The sequence below is a fragment of the Paraburkholderia lacunae genome (assembly GCF_003353175.1).
Taxonomy (GTDB): Bacteria; Pseudomonadota; Gammaproteobacteria; order Burkholderiales; family Burkholderiaceae; genus Paraburkholderia; species Paraburkholderia lacunae.
Window position 1 is genome coordinate 124,640 of sequence record NZ_QHKS01000015.1, and the last position, 17,569, is coordinate 142,208.

Below are 17,569 nucleotides of genomic sequence, written 5' to 3' on the forward strand. Positions count from 1 at the left end.
TTGGCAGCGGCTACTGAGCGCGTTCGACCACGCACTGTACGCGCAGTTCCATGCGCCGGCGCCCTCTTGACATTCTTTGTAGTTGTAATTGCAGCGCGCCCGATACCGCGACGGCTACACCCCGGATTTTTTTGCTACCCACGGCGCGCACTTGAAGTTCGACCAGAACCCGAACGCACGCCGCGTTCCCACCTTTGCTTCCTTGCTTTGATTCCTGGTTAAGCGGCCAACACCGGACGCATACCGTCGAGCTTCATCTTGCTCTCAGGCGCGCGCCCCTTGCGTGCCCGCTTGCCGATATGCGGCGCGAGTGCGGCGCCGCTCAGCTTCTCTTCGTCCACGCGGCCACCGCGGCGCGTACCGATCAACACGACACCCGCGTCGTTGATCGCCAGCGCCTGCACCAGCGTTTCCTTATCGTCTAGCGCCATGAGCGTGACGCCGCGTCCGCCGCCCGACAGCGTCTTCATCTCGTCGAGGCCGAACACCAGCAGACGCCCGCCCGACGACAGACACGCAATGTGCTTCGCATCCGGCAGCATCGGCATCGGCGCGAGCGGCGCGGCGCCCGCGTCGATCGTCATGAACGACTTGCCGGCCTTCACGCGGCTCACCATATCGCCGACCTTGGCGATAAAGCCGAAGCCGTTGCTCGACGCGAGCAGCAGCGCCTGATCCGCGGAGGCCGCGTAGTAATGCATCAGATGGCTGCCCGATTCGAGTTCGATCAACGACGTGACGGGCACGCCGTCACCACGGCCGCCCGGCAGCATCGCCACGGCGACCGAATAGACGCGGCCATTGCTGCCCCACGCGACCAGCGTATCCGGTGTGCGGCACTGGAACGCTGCGTAGAGCCCGTCGCCGGCCTTGAAAGTGAAACCGGCCGTATCCAGCCCGTGACCCTTGAGCGCCCGCACCCAGCCCTTCTGCGACACCACCACCGTGACCGGCTCGTCGACCACGCGCGCTTCGAACGTCGCGCGCTTTTCCTGCTGGATCAGCGTGCGGCGCTCGTCGCCGTATTGCTTCGCGTCGGCTTCGATTTCCTTGATGAGCAGACGCTTCATCGCCGATTCGCTGCCGAGCAGTTCTTCGAGCTTGGCCTTCTCGTCGCGCAATTCGGCCAGTTCCTTCTCGATCTTGATCTTCTCGAGGCGCGCCAACTGACGCAGCCGGATTTCGAGAATGTCTTCGGCCTGGCGATCGGACAGCCCGAACGCCGCGATCAACGCGGCCTTCGGTTCATCCGATTCGCGAATGATGCGGATGACTTCGTCGATATTCAAAAAGACGATCATCCGGCCTTCGAGGATGTGAATCCGGTCGTCGACCCTCTGCAAACGATGACGCGTGCGGCGCGTGACCGTCGCGAAGCGGAACGCGATCCACTCGTGCAGGATTTCGCTCAGGCCTTTCTGACGCGGCCGGCCGTCGCCGCCCACCATCACCAGGTTCAGCGACGCGTTCGATTCGAGGCTCGTATGCGCGAGCAGCGAATTGACGAACTCCGTTTGATCGATGCGGCTCGACTTCGGCTCGAACACGAGGCGCACCGGCGCATCCTTGCCCGATTCGTCGCGCACCGCGTCGAGCAAGGCCAGCATGGTCTGCTTGGTCTGCAACTGTTCGGGTGTGAGCGCCTTCTTGCCGAGCTTGATTTTCGGATTGGTCTGCTCTTCGATTTCTTCGAGCACCTTCTGCGTGGCCGTGTTCGGCGGCAGTTCGGTGATCACCAGTTGCCATTGGCCCCGCGCGAGGTCTTCGATCTTCCAGCGCGCGCGCACCTTCAGGCTGCCGCGGCCGCTTTCGTATGCGGCGGAAATCTCGGCTTCGCTCGAAATGATCTGGCCGCCGCCCGGGAAGTCCGGACCCGGAATATGCTGCATCAGCTCGGCGTGCTGGAGCTTCGGATGGCGGATCATCGCGACCGCCGCGGCCGCGACTTCGCGCAGATTGTGCGACGGGATTTCCGTCGCCAGACCCACGGCGATGCCCGATGCGCCGTTCAGCAGCACGAACGGCAAGCGTGCGGGCAACAGCCTCGGCTCATCGAATTCGCCGTCGTAGTTCTTCATGAAGTCGACCGTGCCCTGGTCGATTTCGTCGAGCAGCAATTTCGCGATCGGCGTGAGGCGCGCTTCCGTGTAGCGCATCGCCGCTGCACCGTCGCCGTCGCGCGAGCCGAAGTTGCCCTGGCCGTCGATCAGCGGATAGCGCATCGAGAAGTCTTGCGCGAGCCGCACGAGTGCGTCGTAGGCGGACTGGTCGCCGTGCGGGTGATATTTACCCAGCACGTCGCCGACCACGCGCGCCGACTTGACGGGCTTGGCGTTGTCGCTCAGACCCATGTCGTTCATCGCGAACAGGATGCGGCGCTGCACCGGCTTCTGGCCGTCGCACACATCCGGCAAAGCACGGCCCTTGACCACGCTTACCGCATAGTCGAGGTACGCGCGTTCCGCGTAATTGCCGAGCGTCAGGAAGTCGCCTTCCGGCGGCGGCGGCTCGGTGAAAAGGTCGAGAGTGTTATCGTCGTCCATCTAGATTCCGTATCCGTATTTGGCGTGAAGTGACTGTGCGATCCGACGCGCTACGCGCGCTCAGATATCCGCTTCCACTTCGTTGCCCTTTTCTTCCAGCCAGCTGCGCCGCGACGCCGCTTCGCCCTTGCCCATCAGCATCGTCATGCGCGCGACCGTGGCGTCGTAGTCGAGTTCGCCGAGCGCCACCGGCGTAAGCCTGCGCGTGTCGGGGTTCATCGTGGTGTCCCACAGCTGCTCCGCGCTCATTTCGCCGAGGCCCTTGAAGCGGCTGATCGACCATTGCGTGTCACGCACGCCGTCCTTGCGCAGCTTGTCGAGAATGGCTTCGAGTTCGCCTTCGTCGAGCGCGTAGAGCTTCTGCGCCGGCTTCTTGCCGCGCGCGGGCGCATCGACGCGGAACAGCGGCGGACGCGCCACGCACACATGACCGCGTTCGATCAGTTGCGGGAAATGCTTGAAGAACAGCGTGAGCAACAGCACCTGGATGTGCGAGCCGTCCACGTCGGCGTCAGACAAGATGCAGATCTTGCCGTAGCGCAGATTCGACAGATCGACCTTATCGTCCGGGCTGTGCGGATCGACGCCGATCGCTACCGAAATGTCGTGCACTTCGTTGTTCGCGAACAGGCGGTCGCGCTCGGTTTCCCACGTGTTCAGCACCTTGCCGCGCAGCGGCAGGATCGCCTGATACTCCTTGTCGCGGCCCATCTTCGCCGAACCGCCCGCCGAGTCGCCCTCGACAAGGAACAGTTCGTTGCGGCCGATTTCCGTCGATTCGCAGTCGGTCAGCTTGCCCGGCAGCACCGCGACGCCCGAGCTCTTGCGCTTCTCTACCTTCTGGCCGGCACGCGTGCGCGCCTGCGCCTGCTTGATGACGAGATCGGCGAGTTTCTTGCCGTGTTCGACGTGCTGATTCAGCCACAACTCCAGCGCCGGACGCGAGAACGACGACACCAGCTTCACCGCGTCGCGGCTATTCAGGCGTTCCTTGATCTGCCCTTGGAACTGCGGATCGAGCACCTTCGCCGACAGCACGAACGACACACGCGCGAATACGTCTTCGGCGAGCAGCTTGACGCCCTTCGGCTGCAGGTTGTGCAATTCGACGAAGCTCTTCACCGCCTGGTACAGACCGTCGCGCAAACCGGATTCATGCGTACCGCCCGCAGGTGTAGGAATCAGATTGACGTACGACTCGCGCATCAGCGTACCTTCTTCGCTCCACGCGACGACCCACGCTGCACCCTCGCCTTCGGCGAAGGTCTCTTCGCTCGTGCGCGCGTTTTCGACGTAGCGATCGCCTTCGAACAGCGGAATCAGCAGATCGCCGCCGTTCATGCCTTCGAGCAGATAGCCGCGCAGGCCGTCTTCGTATTTCCAGCTTTGCTGCTCGCCGGTTTTCTCGTTGATCAGCGTGACTTCGACACCCGGCAGCAGCACCGCTTTCGAGCGCAGCAGGCGTTGCAATTCGCCGAGCGGCAGATTCGGCGAGTCGAAGTATTTCGGATTGGCCCACGCGGTGACGCGCGTGCCGGACTTCTTGTCGCTTTTCGTCGCGGCCCGCACTTCGAGCGGCCTGGCGACGTCGCCGTTGGCAAAGCCCAGTTCGGCGACCTTGCCGTCGCGCCACACGGTGACGTCGAGGCGCGTGGACAGCGCGTTGGTGACCGACACGCCGACGCCGTGCAAGCCGCCCGAGAACGTGTACGCGCCGCCGGCGGCCTTATCGAACTTGCCGCCCGCGTGCAGGCGCGTGAAAACGATCTCGACGACCGGCACGCCTTCTTCCGGATGCAGGCCGAACGGAATGCCGCGGCCATCGTCTTCGACCGAGACGGAATGGTCCGCGTGCAGCGTGACCGTGATTTGCCGGCCGTGGCCGCCAAGGGCCTCGTCCGACGCGTTGTCGATAACTTCCTGAATGATGTGCAGCGGATTCTCGGTGCGGGTGTACATCCCGGGCCGTTGCTTGACCGGCTCCAGGCCCTTCAACACCTTGATCGACGCTTCGCTATACGCGGCGTTTGGCTTTTTCGTAGACATGGTTGACTCGGGTCCGTCGGTTCATCGTTGTCCACAGGTCCTGTGGACAGGTCCGTGGACAATGCGTTGAGTTTTCAAAAAAAGCGAAACGAAACAACGGGGTTAGGTGGGGTGCCCGCAGTGCGGGCAAGCTGCTTTGAAGCTTGCTTCCCCTTGGCGCGCTCGACGGCCGCTCGATGCCGGCTGTACCGCATCTGCGCCGGTGCGAACGCCGGGGAAGCCTGTTCGCGGGGTATTTTACTGATTTCGATACAGGCGGCAATTCACGGAGTGCGAGATTGGCCGTCTGGATAAGGGGCAGCGCTCAGCTTCGGCCTGTTTCGCGACCTGAGAGTGACCCGGCGGCACGATGTGCGATCGCGCCGCCCCCGTGCGTCACTTGCGCCTGTTTTCCAATTCGTCCCAGCGTTCCAGCGAGATCAGCAGTTCCTCGTCGATCGCGGCGTAGCGCTCGGTCAGGCGCGTGCCCTCCTGCGGGTCCTTCGCGAAAATCGACCCGTCTTCGAGTTGCGCGCCGATGGTTTTCTGCTCGGCTTCGAGCGCGGCAATCTTCTCCGGCAGCGCCTCGAGTTCGCGTTGCTCCTTGAACGACAGCTTGGCAGTGCGCTGCGTGTTGCGGCCCGCCCCGCTGTCTTTCGGCGCGGCCTCCTTGCCCGGCTCTTTCTGCGTCTCCTGCTGGGCCGAGAGTCGCTGCGAGCGGTCGCTCTGAATCTGCCAGTCGGTAAAACCGCCGACATACTCGCGCCACTTGCCCCCGCCTTCCGACGCGATCACCGAAGTCGCGACGTTATCGAGGAACGCGCGATCGTGGCTGACCAGCAGCACGGTGCCGTCGTAATCGGTGAGCAGTTCTTCGAGCAGTTCGAGCGTGGGGATGTCGAGGTCGTTGGTCGGTTCGTCGAGCACCAGCACGTTGGCCGGCCGAGCGAACAAACGCGCGAGCAGCAGACGGTTGCGCTCGCCGCCCGAGAGCGACTTGACCGGCGAACGCGCGCGCTCCGGCGCGAACAGGAAGTCGCCCAGATAGCTCATCACGTGCTTGCGCTGGCCGTTGACCTCGACCCACTCGCTGCCCGGGCTGATCGTGTCGGCGAGGCTCTTTTCCAGATCCAGCTGCGCGCGCATCTGGTCGAAGTACGCCACTTGCAGATTGGTGCCGACACGCACCGTGCCCTCGTCCGGCGGCAACTCGCCGAGGATCATTTTCAGCAGCGTGGTCTTGCCCGCGCCGTTCGGACCGACGAAACCGATCTTGTCGCCGCGCATCACCGTGGCCGTGAACCTGTCGACCACCGTGCGCGAACCGTAGCGCTTGGTCACGTCGGTCAGTTCGGCGACGATCTTGCCGGACTTCTCGCCCTGGCCGACATCGAGCTTGACGTTGCCCTGCACGTTGCGGCGCTCGGCGCGCTCGTTGCGCATCTGCACGAGCCGCGCGATCCGGCCGACGCTGCGCGTACGGCGCGCTTCCACGCCTTTGCGAATCCACACTTCTTCCTGTGCCAGCAGCTTGTCGGCCTTTTCGTTTTCGACACGCTCGATTTCCAGCTGCTGCGCCTTGCGCGTCTGATAGGCCGAGAAATTACCCGGATACGACAACAGACGCCCGCGGTCCAGTTCGACGATACGCGTGGCGACACGATCGAGGAACGCGCGGTCATGGGTAATGAAGAGCAGCCCCGCGCGCAGCGACACCAGCAGTTCCTCGAGCCAGCGGATGCCGTCGAAGTCGAGGTGGTTGGTCGGTTCGTCCAGCAGCAGCAGGTCCGGCTGCACGACCAGCGCGCGCGCCAGCGCGACGCGCTTTTGCATCCCGCCCGACAGCGAGCCGACCCGCGCTTCGCCATTCAGGCCGATCTGCTGCAGCGTGGTGGCGACGCGCGTGCTCCAGTTCCAGGCGTCCGCCGTATCGAGCGACGATTGCAGCGTGTTCATCCGCGACATCAGCGCGTCGTGCTCGGGGCCTTCCGGCGCATCGGCGAGCTGATTGGCAACCGCGTCGTATTCATCCAGCAGCGCGCGCGCGTGAGTCAGGCCGGCGGCGACCGCCTCGAACACCGTATCGTCCGTATCGAACTCCGGTTCCTGCGGCACATAAACCGAGGTCAGATTCTGCTGACGCGTGACGAGACCGTCGTCAGGCTTGGTCAGATCGGCGACGATCTTCAGCAGCGACGACTTGCCCGCGCCATTGCGGCCGATCAGCCCGACGCGCTCGCCCGCTTCGAGAGAGAAATCCGCGTGATCGAGCAGCGCGACGTGGCCGAAGGCCAGTTGAGCTCCGGTAATGGTGTAAAGCGACATGGAGAATTGGAGAAGACAGCGATGAGTCGGATCTGCTCATTGTACCGGGCGCACGGGCGGGTGCCTGTATGCCGGACGAGATAGGCCGAATGGCCGGCTTGCAGAGCGGATGTTGAATGCAAAACGCTGCCGGACGGGACTTGCACGTCCGTCAGCGTCGCACGGCAAGATTACTTCACGTGCACTGTAATGGTCTTGCTCATGCCAGGACCGTACGAACGATGCGCGCCGTCGCCGAATTGCAGCGTCAATGTGTGGTCGCCCGGCGGCAGCGTCAGATCCGTTTCGGTCTGGCCTTTGCCGAAGTGCAGCGACTTGTCGTTGGCCGGAATGACTTCGCCCTTGGCGAGAGGCTTGCCGTCGATCAGCAGATGATGATGGCCCGTGCCTTCGGTCCTCGTGCCCGCCGGCGCGATCTTCATGCCGTCGAGGCCGAACGCGACGTGCACCGGATTGCTGACGGTTGCGCCGTCCTTCGGCTGCACGAACGACACGCCTTCGGCCCGCGCCACGCCCGATGCGGCCAGCAACGCGGCCAGCACGGCGCCGGCCAACCATTTGTTTTTAAACATCGTTTTCTCCTTTGAGGAAAGCGGCTTGATGCGCTGCGCGCCGGACGGCCGTGGCGGGACAAACCAACGGACGCCGGCCGCCGCGAAGGACGCCATGCGTCGGGCATGCACGGTGTCGAGATAAGCCGCGGGTCAGAGCATACACCGGGTGCGTGACGCGATTCGCAGCGCGATGCCGGGTGGTTTGCGGCACGTTTGCCGGACGGGTTGCTGGGCGGGTTGCGGCGCTGCGGCATCGTATCCGGAGGTCCGTTCGGCAAATTCCGGTACTATTGCAGATCGCCGCCACTGCCCCAAAAAGGGGCGGAACGGGCGGATTGTTGGATTGAACCTGGAAAGAGTGCGTCGTGAGCGAAGTAATTGAAGTGACCGAATACAAGAGCTGGGTCTGCCTGATTTGCGGCTGGATCTACAACGAGGAAGAAGGCTTGCCCGACGAAGGCATTCCGCCCGGCACGCGCTTCAGCGCGATTCCGGAAGACTGGCGTTGCCCGCTGTGCGACGTGAGCAAGGCGGAGTTTGCAGTGGTGGAGTTCTGAGTCCGCTGGATTGAACTGGTGGCGCACCGTTTTAGTGCGGTGCTTGAACGCGGTACGTCCGGTGGTCTGGACCGCCCGGCGGGCGATGCCTGCCGGGCCGTTTGATTTGCGGAAGAGGCGCCTCGCTGCCCGCCTCCCGTCCGGCGGGTTCGATATACGCTGCGCTCTTCTTACAGGCAGTCAAAGGCTACGCTCGCGGTCGCCACGTCGATGGCGTTCTGCCCCTTGTCGATCTCGACTTCTTTCTCCCGCGCCCAGGCCTCGGCAGCGCCTTTCGTTTTGAACGTTTTTGCTATACTCTGCCCTCGCTTGCGTACCTGAGCACGCCAGCGACTGCCCACCGGCAGGATTGAAGCCATAATTACCCCGTCTCCGAAGCTGTAGCAGCGCCAGATCGCGTATCGTTGCTATGGGGTCGTTTTGTAGTAGAGACGGTGCTAAACCAAGGTTCACAAGGCGTCATGGCGCTTCATTTAGGAAGAAGCAAAAAAGCCGAAAACGCTCACGGGACAAGGCGGAAGCCAATAGCAGCAAGGCTCGGTTCCATCCCATCAAAGCTATCCTCTCCCCGTAGTTCAATGGATAGAACAAGTGCCTCCTAAGCGCTAGATACAGGTTCGATTCCTGTCGGGGGGACCAACTAGCTTCCCAGCATCACCCAAATTTGCAAAAAAAGCCCCGTGCGCCTTGCGCCACGGGGCTTTTTTGTCACTGTCAATTTTGCCTACGGTCGCCACCTACTCGATTAGCGACCGATGTAGACCACCGGCGCCGAATACGAACTCACGGTCGTCTCGGTCCGGCTGCCTGATTGCGCCGACCCGCTTGTAGCCGAACCATAACCGCTCGTTTGCGCGTTACCATTTTGTGCAGCGACCCGTGCTTCAGCGGCCTGGATATCTCCCGGGTAGTACGGATCTTTACCGGCAGCGGGCCGGTAACCGGCCTTTTCGATCTGGACCAGCTCGGCACGAACCTGGGCACGCGTCACAGGCCCGTTCGATTGCGCGAACGATGCGACCGGAGCGGCGAGAACCAGAGCAACAGCAACAGCCTTGATGAGCGATTTCATGATTACTACCTCCAGAGATTGTTTTGTGTGGCGCTACAGACCTGCTTGCCTGCAACCCATGGACGTAGTCTAGGAGGGGCCCAATCTAGGGTAAATACCTAACTCATGAAATCACTGTTGCTGCAAACGCGACAATCGTACGACCTAACCTGCTCAAGACAATGGAACTCTGGATACAACCCTGCGCGCCGTGCGCGGAACTCTACGGACAGCCGTCGACAGTCGAGCCACACGACAACCTGACACTGAACGCCGCCGGAGCAGTGAAGGACGCTCAAGCCGAGCAACACTTCACTTGCATCCGCTGCGGCGCCGCGTTTGCGCGCATCGTCGCGGGCCCCGTCCCTCGACAAGTCTGGTTGCTGCTGAACGCCGGGCAGCATTGACCGAAACGCAGCGCCCTCGCGGATGTGCCCGGGTTGCCAGGAACTGGCTCGCCACGCAGGCGAGCATCGCCGACCCCGGCCACCTCGAAAAATCAGGCGCGCTTCGGAATCTCCAGCCCCTTCGCCACCGCGGGACGCGCGACGAACGCAGCCAGCGCCCGCCGCACATTCGGGAAATCCGCGATCTCGACCAGATCCCCCGCCTCATAGAAACCGATCAGGTTGCGCACCCACGGAAAGGTCGCGATATCGGCGATCGAGTACGTGTCACCCATAATCCAGTCGCGTCCGTCGAGCCGCTGCTCCAGCACGCCGAGCAAACGCTTCGACTCCGCGACATAGCGGTCGCGCGGCCGCTTGTCTTCATAATCCTTGCCGGCGAACTTGTGGAAGAAGCCCAGCTGGCCGAACATCGGGCCGATTCCGCCCATCTGGAACATCACCCATTGGATCGCTTCATAGCGGCCCGCAGCATCCTTCGGAATCAGCCGGCCGCTCTTGTCCGCGAGATAAATCAGGATCGCGCCGGATTCGAACAAGGGCAACGGCTTGCCGTCGGGGCCGTGCGGATCGATGATGGCCGGAATCTTGTTGTTCGGATTCAGCGACATGAACTCGGGCGTCATCTGATCGCTCGTATCGAAACGCACGAGATGCGGTTCATACGGCAAACCGATCTCTTCGAGCATGATCGACACCTTCACGCCATTCGGCGTCGGCAGCGAGTAGAGCTGAAGCCGCTCCGGATGTTCAGCAGGCCACTTCTTCGTGATGGGGAACGCGGATAGTTCGGTCATGGTAGTGATTTAACCCTTGTGCGAGCGCTGCGGCTGGAAATCGGAAATTGGCAATGGGGCCGAACCGCGGGCCGAACTGCGGGCTGGACCGCGGACCGAACAGCTGGCCCCGAAAGCGGGACCGCCAAATATAAACCGACTCAGCACAACGCGTGCGACGCCGCCTCGCAACACCCCACTGCGAGTGTGGCCACGCGAGGCAGCGCTCAAGGGTTCACCACAAATCCTTGGTCGCGGTGCCGGCGCGCAGGTCATATCCTTCGCGCCACAAGGCCGCACCGACGGTCGTCAAGAGCGTCCTCTGCTCGCCGTCGAGTTGTTCCCACGCTGTCGCCAGCCAGGTGGCGAAATTCGCGCAGGTGGCTTCGAGATCGACGGGCGCTTTGCCTTCCAGGTACTGTCGTTCGAACATCGAAAGCGCTTTTTCGGGTGTCATGGCGCACCTCCTGTTGGATGCGCCAAGTCTAAGGGCAGAGCGCGGTACACGGCGCCGAACCCGGGTTACTCCCAGGCGAGCGCGGCCTGCGATCTGCGGCTTGCGGCTTGCGGCTTGCGGCTTGCGGCTTGCGGCTTGCGGCTTGCAACAACGGTTTCCCCCGTTGAAGCTGCCGCGAAAATATTTTTTTAAAAAGGCCTAAAGTCCCGCCGCAACCTGCCGTAACAGCGCTATGGACCGCACACTCATTACGCCGACGGGGTCATCCCAAGCGGCGCTGATCGATCAGGACATCGCGCACATTGCGCGCGTGATGCGGCCTTCGTTACGCGGCGACCTCGGTGGACCGATTTTGCCGTGCGCCTACTGGCGCAAGCGCCTGTATCAGTTGCTCGACGCGGGCAATCTGTCTCACGCCCAGCTGTGCGCAGTCGATAGCCTGTTGCTGCAAATCGATGAGTTCGACTCGTTGGCCACCGAGCCGGCGCGGGAAGCAATGGCGCCGCAGCATGATTTGCCGTCTGCCACCCACGCAGGGAATACATCGTCACCGGCCAGCGGCCAGATCTGAAGTCCGCTCGGCGGCGCCCTCGCCCGCCACCACTTCCAGCACTTCCAGCGCATAAAAAAAGGCCGCGAACAAAGCCGCGGCCACAACACGTCGCAACGCGGGGAATTCGCGTCACGACATAAGCCTATACGGCCAATTGTGACATTTGCCCATTTCCAAAAACCCGCCCGTCGAACGCCGAATATTTTCTGCCCATCGTCCGCGAAAACAGGAAAAATGGGACGACCTTGGGTCATAATGTCCGCAAAAATTCCCAGCAAGGACACCCGTGACCCTCGCCGCACCGCTCGAACTGCTCAAGCAGGCGCGCACCCGCTTCACTCAACGCGAAATCGCCGCGTACGTCGGCAAAGACATCAAGACGGTGCGCCGCTGGGAGAAAGGCGAAACACCGTGTCCAGCCATGCTCGAACCGGCTTTGCGCGACTTGCTGCATACCGGCGCTCGAGCCGGGGCCGGTGCGGCCCACGGCGAACCCAGTTTCCGCTTCATCGATCTGTTCGCCGGCATCGGCGGCATTCGCATGGGTTTCGAGGCGCACGGCGGCGCCTGCGTCTTCACGAGCGAGTGGAACGATTTTTCCACCAGGACCTATCGCGAGAACTACCCCGCCGACGCCGATCACACGCTGATCGGCGACATTGTCTCGTTCCCCGCCGAAAATGTGCCGAGCCACGACGTGCTGCTCGGCGGCTTCCCGTGCCAGCCGTTTTCGATTGCCGGCGTCAGCAAGAAAAACGCGCTCGGCCGGCCGCACGGTTTCGAGTGCACGACACAAGGCACGCTGTTTTTCGACGTCGCGCGGATCATCGCGGCGAAGCGCCCCGCCGCGTTCCTGCTGGAGAACGTGAAAAATCTGCTCTCGCACGACAAGGGCCGCACCTTCGACGTGATCCTGCAAACCCTGCGCGAAGAGCTCGGCTATGAGGTGCATTACCGCGTGGTCGACGGCCAGCACTTCACGCCGCAACATCGCGAGCGGATCATCATCGTCGGCTTTCGCGGCAGGACGTCCTTCTCGTGGGACGATCTGCATCTGCCGGAACACGGCCCGCGTCTGGGCTCGATCCTGCACCGCACCGACGGCAGCGAACCGGACTTGCCGTGGGACCACGATCGTTTCTTCGATCACGCCACCCGGCGCGTTCAACCGAAGTACACGCTCACCCCGAACCTGTGGACCTATCTGCAAAACTACGCGGCGAAACATCGCGCGGCGGGTAACGGCTTCGGCTTCGGCATGGCTTATCCGGACAGCGTCGCGCGCACGCTGTCGGCGCGCTATCACAAGGACGGCTCGGAGATTCTGGTCTATCAAGGCGAGCAGTCGCGCCCACGGCGTCTCACGCCACGCGAGTGCGCGCGGCTGATGGGCTTTCCCGACACGTTCCGGATTCCCGTCAGCGACACGCAGGCTTACCGCCAGTTCGGCAACAGCGTCGTGATGCCGGTGATGCGGGAAGTCGCGCGCATCATGCTGCCGCATGTGCAAACCCTGCTCGCCGAGGGGACACGCCATCAGCGCGGTTCGACTCAAACCCTCTCGCTATAAGCCTAAGCTATCGAGGACAGCAACCCGAGTCTCTTACGATGGTCGATATCGTCGATAGTGCGACGCGCAGCCGGATGATGTCCGGCATCCGCGGCCGCAATACGAAACCCGAAATCCTGATCCGCAGCCTCCTGCACGGTCAGGGTTTTCGCTTCCGGCTCGACGCCCGCGATCTGCCGGGCCGCCCGGACATCGTGCTGCCGCGCTACCGCGCCGTCGTGCTGGTGCACGGCTGTTTTTGGCACGGCCACGACTGCCATCTGTTCAAGTGGCCGCAAACCCGGCCCGAGTTCTGGCGCGACAAGATCGGCCGCAACCGCAGCAACGACGACAAGGTCCAGCAAGCCTTGCTAGCGAGCGGCTGGCGCGTCGCGGTGGTGTGGGAGTGCGCGCTGCGCGGCGCCAATCGCGATATCGAGGGCGTGTTGCAGCGGCTCGTGGAGTGGTTGCGCAGCGACGCACCGAGCTTCGAAGAACGCGGCTGAAAGCCGCTTGTCGCCTGCCGGGCTCGAGCGAATCCGAAGGCCGCCGGTGATACACTCGATTGGCTCACCCGGGGGATTTTTTGCGGGTCGATACGGCGATACGCCGGCAGCATGAAACCGCGCCCCGACCATCTCCAGAACCACCTTGAAGGGAGGCATACGATGGCTGATTTCCGCCTCTGGTCCGACGCGTTCCCCACCAATGGCTTCATGCCGAAAGCCCACGAATTCGACGACAAGGCATTCGGCGTCGACGGCGAAGGCGGGAACATCTCGCCCGCGCTGCAGTGGGAGGCACCGCCGGCCGACACTCAAAGCTTCGCACTCACCGTCCACGATCCCGACGCGCCAACCGGCAGCGGCTTCTGGCACTGGGTCGTCGTCAACATTCCGGCCGACGCCCGTTCGCTGCCGCGCAACGCCGGCAAGGCAGACGGCTCGTTGCTGCCGCAGGGCGCGCTGCAAGTGCGCAACGACTACGGCACGGTCGGCTTCGGCGGCGCCGCACCGCCGCGCGGCGACAGAACGCATCGCTACATCTTCCGCCTGCACGCGCTGAAGGTGCCGCTTCTGCCGATCACCGCAGAGACCACTAACGCGGTCGCCCGCTTCATGACGCATCTGAACGAAATCGACTCGACCACGCATACCGGACTGTACGAACTCAAATAACGCGCGAGACGCGATGCCTGTCTACCTGTTCAGTACCGGCATCGTCGCTGCCGCCGGTGTTCCTCCCGACGTGGCAAGCGACGCGCGTGGCTCATCCTGTGATTAAAGAGCCGCCCCGGAGCCGCCCCGGAGCCACCCCGGCAAATCAAAAGAACGATGCACGCACAACCATCCCGCACGGACGGTGCACTTCCGGCCTCCGCCGCAGAGCCTCCCGCACCCGACGCATTGCCAACTGAACCCGCCGAGCAGGGCTTGCCGGTTCCGCAACGCTACTGGGCGATGCTGGTTATCGCGCTCGCTCTCACGCTGGCGGTCCTCGACAGCGCGATCGCCAACGTGGCCCTTCCCACCATCGCGCGCAATCTGCATGCGAGCGCAGCCGGCTCGATCTGGGTCATCAACGCGTACCAGCTCGCGGTCACGATCTCGCTGCTGCCGCTCGCGTCGCTCGGCGACCGCATCGGCTACCGGCGCGTCTATCTGTTCGGGCTGATCCTGTTCACCGTCTCCTCGCTCGGTTGCGCGCTGTCCGCGTCGCTGCCGGCGCTTGCGCTCGCGCGCGTCGTCCAGGGCTTCGGCGCGGCGGGCATCATGAGCGTCAACACGGCACTCGTGCGCATGATCTATCCGCCCACGCAACTCGGGCGCGGCGTCGCGATCAACGCGATGGTGGTCGCCATATCGTCCGCGGTCGGGCCGACGGTCGCCTCCGGCGTGCTCGCCGTCGCCTCGTGGCCGTGGCTGTTCGCGATCAATGTGCCGATCGGCATCGCGGCGGTTGTCGGCGGATTCAAGGCGCTGCCGCTGAACCCCGGCCACGATTCGCCGTACGACTACCTGAGCGCGGTAATGAACGCGTTCGTGTTCGGCCTGCTGATCTTCGCCGTCGACGGCCTGGGCCACGGCGAGCGCCTCGGCTACGTCGCGTTCGAAGCGTTCGGCGCGCTCGTGATCGGCTACTTCTTCGTGCGCCGTCAGTTGACGCAGGCCGCCCCGCTGCTGCCGATCGATTTGCTGAGGATTCCGGTGTTTGCGCTGTCGATCGGCACGTCGGTCTGTTCGTTCTGCGCGCAGATGCTGGCGTTCGTCTCGCTGCCGTTTCTGTTTCAGGACACACTCGGTTTGTCGCAAGTGCAAACCGGTTTGCTGATGACGCCCTGGCCGCTCGTGATCGTCGTGGCGGCGCCGTTGTCGGGCGTGCTGGCGGACAAGATATCGGCGGGCTGGCTCGGCGGCATCGGGCTCGTTGCGCTGACGGCCGGCCTGCTGCTGCTCGCCACGCTCGGCGCGCACCCCGAACCGGTGCAGATCGCGTGGCGCATGGCGCTGTGCGGCGCGGGCTTCGGCATTTTCCAGTCGCCGAACAACCGGACCATGCTGTCGGCCGCGCCGCGCGAACGCAGCGGCGGTGCGAGCGGCATGCTCGGCACCGCGCGGCTGACAGGACAGACGCTCGGCGCGGCGCTGGTCGCGCTGATTTTCGGCGTCGCGCCGCAGCATGGGCCGATCGTCGCGTTGTATGTCGCCGCGTGCTTCTCGGCAGTCGCCGCCTTGGTCAGCACGTTGCGGGTCGTACAGCGCGCGTGAGCGTGCTGGCGCTTCAGCAAACCCGCGCGGCCGCCCTCGATCCGGCTAGGTTGCCGTCACGTCAGCGAGCTTCACCGCTTTGGCCGTCACCGAAGAAGCGGTTGCGACATTGCGCAAGTCGGCGAGGAAGGTATCGCGCCAGACCGACAGATTGCTCTCGCGCATCGGCGCCATCATGTCGGCGTGACGCGCCTGCCGCTCGGCAAGCGGCATCGACAGCGCGCGCTCCAGCGCCTCGGCCATCTGCGACAGATCGAACGGATTGACGACCAGCGCGCCCGGCAACTGCTCGGCCGCACCCGCGAATTGCGACAGCACCAGCACACCCGGATCGGCCGGATCCTGCGAGGCGACGTATTCCTTGGCGACCAGATTCATCCCGTCGCGCAGCGGCGTCACATAGCCGACCTGCGATTGGCGGAACAGCGCCATCAACAGATTGCGCTCGTACTTGCGGTTCAGGTACTGGATCGGCGTCCAGTCGAGTTGCGCGAAACGGCCGTTGATGCGCCCCGCCTCGCCCTCGAGCGTCTGACGAATCCGCTGGTAGGTCTGCACGTCGGCGCGAGTCGGCGGCGCGATCTGCACCAGCGACACGCGCCCGTGCCAGCCAGGCGCATTCAGCAGCAAGCGCTCGAACGCCTGGAAGCGCTCCACCAGCCCCTTCGAATAATCGAGCCGGTCGACGCTCATGATCAGCTTGCGCCCGCGCATGCCGTCGCGCAGGCTGCGCACCGGCTTGCGGTCGGTGAACTGCTCCGCCGCCCTGGCGATCGCATCGGGGTAGATGCCGATCGGGTAGGCGCCGACTTTGAGGAAGCGGTTATAGGCGTGCACCATGCCGTCTTCGCTCGATGTCCCATGCTGGCCGCGCTCGATATAGTCGACGAACGACTGGCGGTCCGCATCGGTCTGGAAACCTATCACGTCGTAGCTGCACATGGCCTTGAGCAGCTCTTCGTGCGGCGGAATCGTCCGGAGCACTTCGGCCACCGGAAACGGAATATGCAGGAAAAAGCCGATTGGATTCTTCACACCGAGATCGCGCAGACAGCGCGCGAACGGCAGCAGGTGATAGTCGTGCACCCAGATGATGTCGCCTGGCGCCAGCAGCTCATTGAGCTGCCTGGCGAGCGTCGCGTTGACGCGCTGATAGCCCGCGTATTCCTGCCGGTCGTAACGCGACAGGTCATTGCGATAGTGGAACGTCGGCCACAGTGTCGCGTTCGAAAAGCCTCGGTAGTACTGGTCATAATCGCGCTTGGTGAGACCCACCGTTGCGTACGTGACATTGCCCTGCTTTTCGATCACTGGATCGCACGGTTCAGCCACCGTCTCGCCGCTCCAGCCGAACCAGACTCCGCCGGTTTCCTTCAGCGCGTCCAGCACGCCGATCGCGAGCCCGCCCGCTGCGGGACGCCCTTCCTGGGTCGGCGCGACACGATTCGATACCACGACCAGTCTGCTCATTGGTGCTCCACCTCAGTCAGTTGTTTCGTTGCATACGGATAGATGCCAGGCCGGTACACGCAAGTCGCGTGCCGTTTTGAGAGACAACAGAAATCAAAATGTATGCAAATGCGAAGGGCGAGCAAAAACGCGCGACACCATAGCACCGCGAAGAAATTTTTTCTGCTTTGTACGACTAACCCGGAAGCCTGCAACCGCCCGCGTCAGGCGTGCTTCAGGCGTCCTGCTCCGAGCCTAGATCGCGCTGATATTCCAGACCTTCCGAACGCACGCCGCCCTGATTGTGCTCGCCGTCCGGCGGGGCGTTCGGCGCGACGCGGTTCTGCGCGGCCGGATCCGGCGTCGCCGACGGAACACTATTGCTGCTGGACGGCCGGGAATCGCGCTTCGAGTGGCGCGCGGAACGTCGCAGTGCGGGATGTCTCATGATTGCCGCCTCCAAGGGAAGGCCGCCGCCGAAACAACGCGGCATCAATATAGTCTAGGGGTCACGAAGCCAAATTGCCGGTAAAAGATGCGCCGGCTTTGTAACAA

At 63.5% G+C, this 17,569-nt stretch carries 15 protein-coding genes, 1 tRNA gene and 1 pseudogene; 7 read left to right on the forward strand and 10 right to left on the reverse strand.

What is annotated here, in order from left to right; all coding sequences use genetic code 11:
• Positions 1–218: 218 nt before the first annotated feature.
• From parC to DLM46_RS23005, 4 genes are all read right to left on the reverse strand, one after another.
• Positions 219–2,543, reverse strand: a complete 2,325-nt coding sequence (gene parC / locus DLM46_RS22990; protein ID WP_115104175.1) for a DNA topoisomerase IV subunit A — start codon at positions 2,541–2,543, stop codon at positions 219–221.
• Positions 2,544–2,603: 60 nt separating this feature from the next.
• Positions 2,604–4,589 carry a DNA topoisomerase IV subunit B gene (locus DLM46_RS22995; protein ID WP_115104177.1) on the reverse strand — a complete coding sequence of 662 codons (1,986 nt, stop codon included), beginning with the start codon at positions 4,587–4,589 and terminating at the stop codon, positions 2,604–2,606.
• 375 nt (positions 4,590–4,964) lie between these two features.
• Entirely contained in the window at positions 4,965–6,893 is a 1,929-nt protein-coding gene (locus DLM46_RS23000; protein ID WP_115104179.1) for an ATP-binding cassette domain-containing protein, read from the reverse strand.
• Between the two features lie 170 nt (positions 6,894–7,063).
• A complete protein-coding gene (locus tag DLM46_RS23005; protein WP_115104295.1) occupies positions 7,064–7,465 on the reverse strand; it encodes a DUF4399 domain-containing protein in 402 nt (133 codons plus the stop codon).
• A gap of 347 nt (positions 7,466–7,812) precedes the next feature.
• On the opposite strand from DLM46_RS23005, the gene DLM46_RS23010 reads away from it, so the two are divergent.
• Positions 7,813–8,004, forward strand: coding sequence for a rubredoxin (locus DLM46_RS23010; protein ID WP_115104181.1), 192 nt, complete (start codon positions 7,813–7,815; stop codon positions 8,002–8,004).
• Between the two features lie 188 nt (positions 8,005–8,192).
• Here the strand turns inward: DLM46_RS23010 and DLM46_RS23015 are convergent.
• Positions 8,193–8,363 (reverse strand): annotated as a pseudogene (locus DLM46_RS23015) (site-specific integrase); the annotation flags it as partial.
• A gap of 205 nt (positions 8,364–8,568) precedes the next feature.
• Between DLM46_RS23015 and DLM46_RS23020 the strand changes: the two are divergent.
• Positions 8,569–8,643 (forward strand) — tRNA-Arg (locus DLM46_RS23020).
• Positions 8,644–8,749: 106 nt separating this feature from the next.
• On the opposite strand, the gene DLM46_RS23025 is transcribed toward DLM46_RS23020, so the two are convergent.
• The 3 genes from DLM46_RS23025 to DLM46_RS23040 form a co-directional block, all read right to left on the reverse strand.
• Positions 8,750–9,076 (reverse strand): DUF4148 domain-containing protein, encoded by a 327-nt coding sequence (locus DLM46_RS23025; RefSeq protein ID WP_115104183.1) that lies wholly within the window; start codon positions 9,074–9,076, stop codon positions 8,750–8,752.
• Between the two features lie 478 nt (positions 9,077–9,554).
• A complete protein-coding gene (locus DLM46_RS23035; RefSeq protein WP_115104189.1) occupies positions 9,555–10,259 on the reverse strand; it encodes a glutathione S-transferase C-terminal domain-containing protein in 705 nt (234 codons plus the stop codon).
• Between the two features lie 214 nt (positions 10,260–10,473).
• A complete protein-coding gene (locus DLM46_RS23040; RefSeq protein ID WP_115104191.1) occupies positions 10,474–10,695 on the reverse strand; it encodes a hypothetical protein in 222 nt (73 codons plus the stop codon).
• A 232-nt stretch (positions 10,696–10,927) separates the two neighbouring features.
• Here DLM46_RS23040 and DLM46_RS23045 point away from each other — a divergent pair, with 232 nt between their 5' ends.
• The 5 genes from DLM46_RS23045 (at position 10,928) to DLM46_RS23065 (ending at position 15,565) form a co-directional block, all read left to right on the forward strand.
• The gene (locus tag DLM46_RS23045; protein WP_244306335.1) at positions 10,928–11,266 is read left to right on the forward strand and encodes a hypothetical protein; all 339 of its coding nucleotides are present in this window, start codon (positions 10,928–10,930) and stop codon (positions 11,264–11,266) included.
• 268 nt (positions 11,267–11,534) lie between these two features.
• Positions 11,535–12,818, forward strand: coding sequence for a DNA (cytosine-5-)-methyltransferase (dcm, locus tag DLM46_RS23050; protein ID WP_115104194.1), 1,284 nt, complete (start codon positions 11,535–11,537; stop codon positions 12,816–12,818).
• 38 nt (positions 12,819–12,856) lie between these two features.
• Positions 12,857–13,303: a very short patch repair endonuclease gene (locus DLM46_RS23055; protein WP_115104196.1), complete on the forward strand. Its 447-nt coding sequence runs from the start codon at positions 12,857–12,859 to the stop codon at positions 13,301–13,303.
• A gap of 162 nt (positions 13,304–13,465) precedes the next feature.
• A complete protein-coding gene (locus tag DLM46_RS23060) occupies positions 13,466–13,975 on the forward strand; it encodes a YbhB/YbcL family Raf kinase inhibitor-like protein (RefSeq protein ID WP_115104198.1) in 510 nt (169 codons plus the stop codon).
• Between the two features lie 156 nt (positions 13,976–14,131).
• Positions 14,132–15,565, forward strand: coding sequence for an MFS transporter (locus tag DLM46_RS23065; protein WP_115104201.1), 1,434 nt, complete (start codon positions 14,132–14,134; stop codon positions 15,563–15,565).
• 45 nt (positions 15,566–15,610) lie between these two features.
• Here DLM46_RS23065 and otsA read toward each other — a convergent pair whose 3' ends face one another.
• On the reverse strand, positions 15,611–17,035 hold the full coding sequence (gene otsA / locus DLM46_RS23070) for an alpha,alpha-trehalose-phosphate synthase (UDP-forming) (RefSeq protein WP_115104203.1): 1,425 nt from the start codon (positions 17,033–17,035) through the stop codon (positions 15,611–15,613).
• Between the two features lie 214 nt (positions 17,036–17,249).
• Positions 17,250–17,462 (reverse strand): hypothetical protein, encoded by a 213-nt coding sequence (locus DLM46_RS23075; protein ID WP_115104296.1) that lies wholly within the window; start codon positions 17,460–17,462, stop codon positions 17,250–17,252.
• Between the last annotated feature and the right edge of the window lie 107 nt (positions 17,463–17,569).

What these genes read in the sequence shown, in the direction of transcription:
- DLM46_RS23000 (WP_115104179.1), bottom strand. Translation starts at nt 6,893, where the DNA reads ATGTCGCTTTACACCATTACCGGAGCTCAACTGGCCTTCGGCCACGTC.
- DLM46_RS22995 (WP_115104177.1), bottom strand. Translation starts at nt 4,589, where the DNA reads ATGTCTACGAAAAAGCCAAACGCCGCGTATAGCGAAGCGTCGATCAAG.
- DLM46_RS23045 (WP_244306335.1), top strand. Translation starts at nt 10,928, where the DNA reads ATGGACCGCACACTCATTACGCCGACGGGGTCATCCCAAGCGGCGCTG.
- DLM46_RS23060 (WP_115104198.1), top strand. Translation starts at nt 13,466, where the DNA reads ATGGCTGATTTCCGCCTCTGGTCCGACGCGTTCCCCACCAATGGCTTC.
- DLM46_RS23075 (WP_115104296.1), bottom strand. Translation starts at nt 17,462, where the DNA reads ATGAGACATCCCGCACTGCGACGTTCCGCGCGCCACTCGAAGCGCGAT.
- DLM46_RS23055 (WP_115104196.1), top strand. Translation starts at nt 12,857, where the DNA reads ATGGTCGATATCGTCGATAGTGCGACGCGCAGCCGGATGATGTCCGGC.
- DLM46_RS23025 (WP_115104183.1), bottom strand. Translation starts at nt 9,076, where the DNA reads ATGAAATCGCTCATCAAGGCTGTTGCTGTTGCTCTGGTTCTCGCCGCT.
- DLM46_RS23005 (WP_115104295.1), bottom strand. Translation starts at nt 7,465, where the DNA reads ATGTTTAAAAACAAATGGTTGGCCGGCGCCGTGCTGGCCGCGTTGCTG.
- DLM46_RS23065 (WP_115104201.1), top strand. Translation starts at nt 14,132, where the DNA reads ATGCACGCACAACCATCCCGCACGGACGGTGCACTTCCGGCCTCCGCC.
- otsA (WP_115104203.1), bottom strand. Translation starts at nt 17,035, where the DNA reads ATGAGCAGACTGGTCGTGGTATCGAATCGTGTCGCGCCGACCCAGGAA.
- parC (WP_115104175.1), bottom strand. Translation starts at nt 2,543, where the DNA reads ATGGACGACGATAACACTCTCGACCTTTTCACCGAGCCGCCGCCGCCG.
- DLM46_RS23040 (WP_115104191.1), bottom strand. Translation starts at nt 10,695, where the DNA reads ATGACACCCGAAAAAGCGCTTTCGATGTTCGAACGACAGTACCTGGAA.
- DLM46_RS23035 (WP_115104189.1), bottom strand. Translation starts at nt 10,259, where the DNA reads ATGACCGAACTATCCGCGTTCCCCATCACGAAGAAGTGGCCTGCTGAA.